This is a genomic window from Carboxylicivirga fragile (assembly GCF_050589805.1).
GTDB lineage: Bacteria > Bacteroidota > Bacteroidia > Bacteroidales > Marinilabiliaceae > Carboxylicivirga > Carboxylicivirga fragile.
This window is the reverse complement of record NZ_JBNGOY010000088.1, coordinates 1-9,486: the sequence shown is the minus strand read 5'-3', so window position 1 is coordinate 9,486 and position 9,486 is coordinate 1. Positions and strand designations below refer to the sequence as shown.

Annotated in this window: 5 protein-coding genes; 3 read left to right on the top strand and 2 right to left on the bottom strand. The window is 37.4% G+C overall.

Translation table 11 applies throughout. The features are described from left to right. Nucleotides 1–142 precede the first annotated feature (142 nt). Complete coding sequence (locus ACRD7B_RS22195; protein WP_430826862.1) at nt 143–1,144, bottom strand: SRPBCC family protein; 1,002 nt, start codon at nt 1,142–1,144, stop codon at nt 143–145. Between the two features lie 89 nt (nt 1,145–1,233). Then, nucleotides 1,234–2,715, bottom strand: a complete 1,482-nt coding sequence (locus ACRD7B_RS22190) for a glycoside hydrolase family 10-like protein (RefSeq protein WP_430826861.1) — start codon at nt 2,713–2,715, stop codon at nt 1,234–1,236. Nucleotides 2,716–2,851: 136 nt separating this feature from the next. Here ACRD7B_RS22190 and ACRD7B_RS22185 point away from each other — a divergent pair, with 136 nt between their 5' ends. Genes ACRD7B_RS22185 through ACRD7B_RS22175 form a run of 3 tightly spaced genes read left to right on the top strand, consistent with a single transcriptional unit; the run spans nt 2,852 to nt 9,381 of the window. Continuing rightward, nucleotides 2,852–7,183 carry a response regulator gene (locus ACRD7B_RS22185; protein WP_430826860.1) on the top strand — a complete coding sequence of 1,444 codons (4,332 nt, stop codon included), beginning with the start codon at nt 2,852–2,854 and terminating at the stop codon, nt 7,181–7,183. A gap of 5 nt (nt 7,184–7,188) precedes the next feature. After that, nucleotides 7,189–8,772, top strand: a complete 1,584-nt coding sequence (locus tag ACRD7B_RS22180; protein WP_430826859.1) for an endonuclease/exonuclease/phosphatase family protein — start codon at nt 7,189–7,191, stop codon at nt 8,770–8,772. Between the two features lie 42 nt (nt 8,773–8,814). Further along, on the top strand, nt 8,815–9,381 hold the full coding sequence (locus ACRD7B_RS22175) for an RNA polymerase sigma-70 factor (protein ID WP_430826858.1): 567 nt from the start codon (nt 8,815–8,817) through the stop codon (nt 9,379–9,381). Nucleotides 9,382–9,486: the final 105 nt, after the last annotated feature.

Genomic DNA, 9,486 nt, shown 5'->3' with positions numbered 1-9,486 from the left:
ACTTCAATATTTGTTACCCCTAAATCCCCTGAAGGGGACTTAAGCCTCCACTTTAGGGGAGGTTTGGAGGGGTAGAAATAAAGGTTAAGTTTTAAACTATAAGTTGTCTGGATTTTAAATTCTCTTTTGAGACATCCTCATCTTATTTTATTGGAAGGTAAATTTCCGATACCCATTTGTTCGGATCAGGTTCTAATTCCGGATCGGTTAAATAAAATTCAAATGGATCTTGATTCTTTTTAATGCCAATTTTCTTGTTGCGGGCATAGGCATATGCAGCCGACCAAGCATTGCCTATGTGTTTGTAATCGCCCGTAAATGTTACCTTAATGGCTTTTAGTTTTTCAAGCTTACCATTGTATACTTCAGTATTGTTTTCCAACGTTATTGGTTCAGCAATTATTCCGGCAGTATAATCGCAATCTGGTTTTGTGAAATCAAAGTCATGGTATACCGAAAGTGTTTTGTCAAAAGTAATGCTCTTGTCCTGAGAAAGCTTTTTAAGTTTACCAAAGCATTCTTGCATTGACGGGGCTAGATCGTTCATTGGAGCTTGCGTTCGTATACCAATAAATGATTCAGAAGGAGCTTCAACCTTACCGTCAATTTTAATATTCGAAGCAACGGATCCAATTTCAAGCAGATCTTTTATCATTTTTAAACCTCTGTCATAATCCATCCCAATCCATGGTTCCATGTTCTTTGCCATAAATTTGAATAGGAAAGGCATTTTACCTTGCATACCCCAAGTTACTTCACAGCCATCATCCTTATCGGTAAATGACCAATAAACCTTTGATTTCGATTTAAATGGTTTAATGAATCTAATTTCTTGATCAATAGAGGAGTTGTCTTCAATGCCGAGATGTTCAATTTCGCCAGAGCCAACCAGTTCTCCAACCCATGAGTTTATAGCGCCAACATTAACTCCATTATTGGTAATGTTTACTTCTGCCTCCGGTTCCATGCATAGCCATGGTGACCAACTCTTCCAGGAGTTAAAGTCTGCTACTAAGTTAAAAGCTTTGTCTTTAGAAGCCTTAACTGTAATTGATCTTTTTACATGGTACGATCCATCAATACTGGCTAACCAGATAAGTACCCCAAGAATTAAAATTGATACTGCGATTATTACATATAACATAGGTCTTTTTTTAAGGTGTTTGAGAACAATATCTTTAGGTGAATAACAAGATAAGTAAGTCTTTAATTATTTTCAAGTACTTGTAATAATTAAAGTTCAAGTGATTTAGAACCTACTATACGATTGTAGGCATCAACTAGGTATACTTTAATGTTAGTTGGTTTTTCGATATTTAATTCTGGGAAGGCGATTTTTTTGTTATAGGTAATGGTGTTGTAAATTAATTTATTGTCTTTGCTTATTTCAATCAGGTATTTGCAAGGTGCTGTACTTTTGTTGTCAATTGTCCACTTTATTTTTTTACGAGATACTTTAAGTTTTCTCAAGCTTTGGCTCTGTGTTTGATTTTTAGATTTGATTTCAGGAGCAAGGGCTTCATGTTTATAATAGCCTGTTTTTAGTGAATCTTGAAAACCAAGTAAATCACGTTTTAGATGCTTGTAACTAAAGAAAATACTTCCCTTGATATGTGGTAAGTTTTCATTGATGTTCATTTGCATTGGTAGTTGTTTGGGATCTTGCCAATCGGGATTGTCTGAGCCAATTTTGTAAATGCCATGGCCAATGTAAATGGGAGTGTCGTAGCTGTTGGCATTCCACCAATCAGCCAAAATGGTATAATTAGCGACTGGATGTGTTGTTTCCCAGTATAATTGCGGCGCCACGTAGTCGATCCATTTATTTTCCATCCAAAGCAGTATGTCTGCATATAAGGCGTCGTAATTTGTAGCACCTGCTTTAGTGTCAGAGCCTCTTGGGTCATCAGCTTTGTTGCGCCACACACCAAATGGACTTATTCCAAAGTTTACCCATGGTTTTGTCGTTTTAATAGTCTTTGTTAACGACTTTATGGTCTCGTTTACGTTGTGACGCCTCCAGTCTTTGATGTCGGAAAATGAATCGGCACCATATTTATTGTATTCAATCGAGTCTGGAAATGCCTTGCCGCTTATAGGATATGGGTAGAAATAATCATCCATATGAATCCCATCAATGTTGTAATTGGTCACAATTTCCTTGACTACTTTGTTAATGTGAACCGTTGATTCGGGCACGCCTGGATTGAAATATCGTTTTTCGCCATATTCAACAAACCATTCCGGATTGGTGCTTGCAGGATGGTTTTCTGGTAAGTTGTTTTTCAAGTTCATTGATGCACGATAAGGATTTATCCAGGCATGCAGTTCTATACCACGTTTATGAGCTTCTTCAATCCAGAATTTTAATGGATCATATTTTGGAGAAGCGTATTGTTTATTTAAAAACGATGACCAAGGTTCATACGACGATTTGTAAAAGGCATCACTGGCGGGTCTGACTTGTAAAAAGATGGCATTAAAACCAAGTTGCTTCGAATGGTCTAGGATGGAGATTATTTCTTCTTTTTGGATTTTCTTTTTTAATCCAGGTTTTGTAGGCCAATCGATGTTCGCAACAGTTGCTACCCAAACGCCTCGCATTTCGCGAGATGTTAAGCTGGCTTGTGAAAAGGTATTCAAGTAGCAGAATAATAGTAATATATATAGTAGGGAGTGTTTAAAATACTGGGCGAAATAATTTTTAATAGTCATAATGAAATTGCTTGTTTCTTCAAATTTAACACACAAAATTGAATATGTTTAAATTGATGAGACAAATCATTAAACTATCTACAATAAAAATGTTGTTATCTTTATATTATAATTGGTTAAGAAAAATAGGTATAACATGGGGCAGTTTCGTTTTAGAGGCATAGCTAATTCGATACAGAAGAAGGTAATCGTTGGATTCACCATAATCATTTTGATAATGTTTGTGGTTACATTCATGAGTGTTCGAGGAATTCGACAATTAGCGTATGTGGTTGATAATACGGAAGCCGTTAATGAGCTTCAAGATCAGATAAATAACCTGCGTTTAAACGAAAAACGCGCTTACATTACCGGTGATGCCGACCTGATTGGTTCTGTTGATTCGCTTACTAACAACATTAGTTTGCTTCTGCAGAAAATAAATACCTCAGAGATTAATTTGGCTAGTAAGTCGAAATTGGAACCTGTAATGGGGCTACTGACTGAATTTAATAAAGATTTTAAGTTATACGCATCGTTGCATCGCTACCAAAAAACACTTGCCATACAAACGGATTCGTTGTACAATGCTATTGAAGATCATGAGGTGTCGCAGTTTCAAAAGTTAAGTAAATGGGTACGTCCAGGAACAGAGCGTTATAATTCAATAATAGTAGGTTACAATAACGCACATAGTAATTTAATTGCTATTCGTTCGATGCAAACACGTGTGGATAACAGCTTTAGTCGGATTGCAAATCGCGATTCTTTAGAGGTATGGTTCGATAAAACCCTTAAATTATCGTTTGTAATTGAAAATGCTGTTAACAATATTGAAGTACGTAGTTTCATGACACAGTTTCGTTCGCACCTAAGGCATTACGAACAAACAATTATTAGAAGCATAAATGTAAGTGAGAATCGACGTGAGGTTGAGCAACTTTTGACAAAAAGTGGTCGTGAGATGCAAATTATTGCAAAAAGCGCTGCCGAGATACAGTCGTTTCAACTGTCGCGTTGGGGTGAGTTAAGCATGAATTACCTTATCGTAATGGTTGTGGTAGCCATTCTGGGTGGAATTCTTGTTCTGGGCTTTTTCATTTATACCATTACGTCTGATGAACGAAAACGACGCAATATTGAAGGTGCCATCGAAGATAATAGGCGTCTGTTAGACGATATCATTAACAATAGTAAGGCACTGATATATGTTAAAGATTTGGAGGGCAATTATTCATTGGTTAACCAGAATTGGTGCGATGAAGTTGGAATGGCCGAATCTGAAGTGATTGGAAAAAAGGCAAATGAATTCTTTTCGGATGATTCTGTTCAGCAATGGGATGAAGTAGATCAGCAGGTTATTACCAGTGGTCAGGCGGTTCAATTTGAAGAAGGTATCGAATTAAAGAATGGGCGTCGCTATTTTTTATCTAATAAATTTCCAATACGCAATACTCAGGGTGATGTACAAGCCATTTGTGGTATATCAACTGATATTACTGAGTTAAATGAGGCCTTGCGCGATTTAGAGAAGAGTCGAGAGAATTACCGTAATATTGTGACTAACGTGCCGGGTATTGTATACACCGGGCTTATGGACGATAGCCGCACAATGTACTTTTTGAGTAGTGGTTTTACTAAAGTAACAGGGTTTGATACAGGCAATTTTTTAGAAGGAGTTCAATCTTTTACAAATCTTATTGTTGAGAATGATCGCGAAAGGGTATTAGAGACCATAAAGCAAGCTGTTGTTAGGAATCACGCTTATGAGGTAGAGTATCGTATTGAGGATGTAAAGGGTGAGATGCGTTGGCTTCACGAAAAGGGGATGTCGATGAAACAGCCCGATAGTTCAGGTTATTACCTGCAAGGAGTAATGATCGATGTGACAGCTCAAAAGGAAGCAACATCTGAAGTGATGATGCGCGATCGTTTCTTAGAAGGTGTTGCCGAGGCAGTTAAGGAGCTGATTGTTAATCAGGATTCTTCCGAAGCCATTCGTAAGTCGCTAAGGATTGTAGCCCAAAGTGCGATGGTTGATAACTCATTTATTTTCACAAATATTGAAGGACAGGATCCTAAAGCTTCTCATTTATATGAATGGAACAAGGACCAGATAAAACCTATTAACCGCGAGAACTTGCAGAAAGTGAGTTATCAGGATATAGGGTCACGTTGGTATCACACCTTGTCTGATAAGAAAGAGATTACAGGGTTTAGAGAGGACTTCTTGGAAGATGAGCAATTTTTATTCAGGGAGTTAAAGCTCGAAAGTTTGCTCGTGGTTCCTGTTTTTGCAAGAGATGTTTTCTGGGGCTTTATTGGCTTTGGAAATGTTTCTAAAGGGATGCCTTGGATTGAATCGCACCGAGCAATTTTTAGAGCATACACGGTTACTTTAGGTATTGCAATTGCCAAAGAAAAGGATGCTGTTCTGTTGAAAGAAGCTAAAAATGCGGCTGAAGCGGCCACAAGAGCAAAAAGTGATTTCTTAGCTAGGATGAGTCACGAAATTAGAACACCTATGAATGCAATAGTCGGTTGGACACATCTGGCTATTGAGAAAGAAACGAATTTAGGTCAAAGCGATTACCTTCAAAAAATACAGGCTAGTTCAAAGGCTCTTCTTGGAATTATCAACGATATTTTGGATTTCTCCAAAATTGAAGCGGGTAAATTATCACTCGAGAGTATTGATTTTGATCTGGAGCAAGTGTTTGATGATTTGAGCAATATGGTTGCCTACAAGGCGCATGAAAAAGGTTTAGATTTTATTTATGCCATCGATGCAGACGTGCCTCTGAATTTGATTGGTGATCCGCTGCGTATTTCTCAAATTTTAGTAAATCTCGTAAATAACGCAGTTAAGTTTACCAATAAGGGTGAAATTGTTACCAATGTACTTGTATTGCAGGAAGATGATACTGAAGTTGAATTATTGGTTGAAGTTCGGGACACTGGTATTGGAATAAAATCTGATTTATTGGAGTTTCTTTTTGAATCCTTCTCTCAGGCTGATGTATCTACCACACGTAAATATGGTGGAACAGGTCTTGGTTTGGCAATTTGTAAGCGCCTTTCTGGATTAATGGGAGGACGTATATGGGTTGAGAGTGAATACGGCGTTGGAAGTTCATTTTTCTTTACTATAAAATCTAAGAAACAAAAGGTTCAAAAACGTAATTTACTTGTTCCACCAAAGGATTTAGATGGTAATCAGGTGCTTTTAATTAATCGTCATCCAGTTACTTCGCATATTCAAAAAGATATGCTTGAACTTCTGAACTTTAAAGTGACTTTGGTAGCGAGTTGTCAATCGGCCTTGGTGCATGTTCTTGAGGGAAAACAAGATAAGCCATTGGATTTGATAATCGTTGATTGGGAAATTCCTGGCGTTAAAAAAGAAAGAGCGATTGAGGAGATAATTGAACACCGACAAGATAAATTACCTGTTTTAATGTTGATTCCTGCTTTTGAGAAAGAAAAGAAGCTTCAACAGTTTATTGATCAGCATCCGTTCGTTAATACAGTAGTTAAGCCACTCAATTATTCAACTCTTTATGATAGTTGTATGGAGGCTTTAGGTAAAGAGAAATCGAAAGTTGCTTGGCGAAAGAAGGAGCCAGGGGTATACTTGAATGAGTTAAAGAGCTTAAAAGAGGTCGTTATTCTGTTGGTTGAAGATAATGAAGCCAATCAGATGATTGGTGTTGAGTTGCTTGAGTTGGCAGGTGTTTATGTTGAAGTAGCTGCGAATGGAAAGGAAGCCTTATCGGTATTACAAAAGCGGGGTGAAAATTATTTCGATTTAATATTGATGGATATTCAAATGCCAATTATGGATGGCTTTGATGCCACCAAGGCAATTTTGAATATGCCTGTTCATGCCGAGCTGCCTATAGTTGCAATGACAGCAGATGCTTTGGAAGGAACTAAACAAAAATACCTTGAGGCAGGAATGGTTGATATGATTGCCAAACCTATTGATCCGGAGCAGGTTTACATGAAGGTGTTAAACTGGGTGAAAAAGAAACGAGGCCTGAAACAGACCAAGAGACGTCCGGTTGTGGTAGAGCAAAAGCCGATTGAATCGCCAAAGGAAGAAAAATCAAATACTGAATGGCCAGAAATTAAAGGCGTAAATGTGCATGAGGGGGTAAGAAGATTTGCTAATCGTTGGGATTTCTTTAAGCGCTTGTTACAACGTTTCTATTTCGATCATTTAAAATTTGTTGAAGAGTTTAACCAGAAACGTGATACTGATCGTGAAGTGGCAGAGCGAATGTTACATTCTTTCAAAGGTATTTCAGGAACTATTGCTGCGCCTGGTTTATATGACTTGGCAATTAAAGCCGAAGCGGCTTTTAAAAATAACGATGACGGCTTTAATGAAAAGTTTGTGGAATTATGCTCTGAGTTAGAAGCTATTTTGGATGAGTTGAGTAAAAATAAAGCAGTTGATATTGAGTCGGTGGACTCTAATAATTAATCTTTATGAAATACCTATGCTTTTTCATTGTCGCCTTGTTTTTGGTTTCCGGATGTGTCTATGAGGTTCAGAACGCACCAGGGAAACCTCTTATTGCCATTGATTTCAATGGAGATATAACCAACGTTGGTTTATCGCAAGTTGATTTTCGGGGAGATAAAAATGTGAGTTATCATTTCGAGGAGAATGATACAAGCCTTGATTTGTCGGCCAACGCACGTTTTCGAAAGCCATTAATTATTGATAATCACGAAGCATTTTCTTTAAATGATTACGAGGCATTTACTTATTCTATTTGGGTTAAAAAGGCATTAGGTGATCCTGAACCATATACTATCTTGTCGCAGCAGAAAGTGATGAATGATAAGATTGTTGGTTGGGAGCTTGGGGCGGAAGAAAATGGTGCTTGGAGTTGGAACTTAAAGGACACTTTGAATGCATGGGAGTATAAACCGACTGTTGCTCGCCAGCCCGTTAACGATGGGGATTGGCATCACTTGGTTTTTGCATATAATCAATTGAATCAGGAAGCAAGATTATATTATGATGGTAGGAATGTTGCCGTTTATTCATTGGTGGGAATTGAATTAGAGATTGACAAAGTGCCCCTAAACATCGGTTTAAGTAAAACCAGCTCAGATCCAATGTTTGATGTATTTAATGGGCAAATCGATGATTTTGGATTGTGGTCGAGAGGATTATCAGATCAGGAGGTATATCAATTATACCGTACGCGTGGAAAGAGAAAATACAAGAGCAATACACTAGGTGAAAGTATAAAGGTAATGTCGTGGAATATTTGGAATGGCGGCATTCATGAAGGGAAATATGTTGGGATTGAACGAGTAGCCAAGGTTATAGAATCTTCAGGTGCGGATGTTGTTTTATTGCAAGAGGTGGATCATTCTGGGGTAAAAATTGCGGATGCCCTGGGCTATTTTTACTATTCGCGTAGTAATAACCTTGGTGTATTAAGTCGATTCCCTTTTGGTGAGACGAAAAATGTTTTTCGACCTTCAAATTTTGGATGTGTTGAAATAATGCTGAATAATACTGAATCATTTTATGCTTGTCCTGTACTACTAAGTAATCAGCCTAATACCGAGGTTTATATTAAAAGTGGAGAAGCTGTTGTTGATACCATTGTTTCTCGGGAAATGGAGACCCGAGGTAAAGAAGTGAAGTTTATTCTAAGTGAGCTGCGTCAAATGATGAGTGAGAGCTCCAATAAACCCATTTTATTAGGTGGAACTTTCAATAGTGGATCTCATCTTGATTGGACTGCTCGAAACCATGATAACTATTTTGGTTATACCGTACCCTTTCCGGTAACAAAACAGATAGAAGCTGTAGGTTTTATTGATACTTATCGTTTTTTGTATCCCGACGAAGTTGAGCACTTGGGGCAAACCTGGTCGCCAAGATATAAAACGGCACTTCAAAATCGAATCGATTACATCTATGTGAGGGGAAATAAACTTAATCCGACAGCTAGTTATGTTATTGAAGATCACTTGCTAAGTTTTCCTTCTGATCATTCTGCTGTTTTAAGTGAATTTATTTGGAAAAAAAAAGTAAAAAGTAAGTAGGGGTATCTGTAATTTTGCTTGTCCTTAGTATAAATGGTGCCAATGAGCTCAACAGAAAATACGCATATTGATGATAAACAGCTTTTGTTAAAAATAAAGGCTGGCGATGAGCGTGCGTTTGAGTTGTTGTTTAAACACTATTATCCACACCTTGTAATTTTTGCCCAACGCTATTTAAGCGATAGAGCTAATTCGGAAAGTTTGGTGCAAGATGTCTTTTTAAAGATGTGGGAAAAAAGAAGCTCTTTGGATATTCGTTCATTAAAAGGTTATCTGGTGGTAACTGTTCGTAATCAGTGTCATAATGAGTTAAAGCATCAAGCAGTAGTACGTGCTTATGAAAAAGTAGATAATGCTGAAACTGAGGTTTGGCCTGAGTATCGGGAGACACACTATCTGGATCGAATCAATAAAGTAATTAATGAATTGCCAAAACAGCGACAGATAATTTTTAAGATGAGTCGTATGGATGGTTTAAAATACAGAGAGATTGCTGAGCAATTAAATATTTCGCCCAAAACAGTTGAAGCTCAAATGGGGAAAGCTCTAAAGTTTTTACGAGAACACCTTCAGCCAATAAAAAAGCAAATATTGACAATGTTTTTATAAGTGGATAAGGGTTGGAATTACAAATAAAAACCGGACGTTTTTTTAAGACCTTAAGCCGCAATTAAAACTTGGTAATAATTTAATTCATATTCAATGGGAGTTACA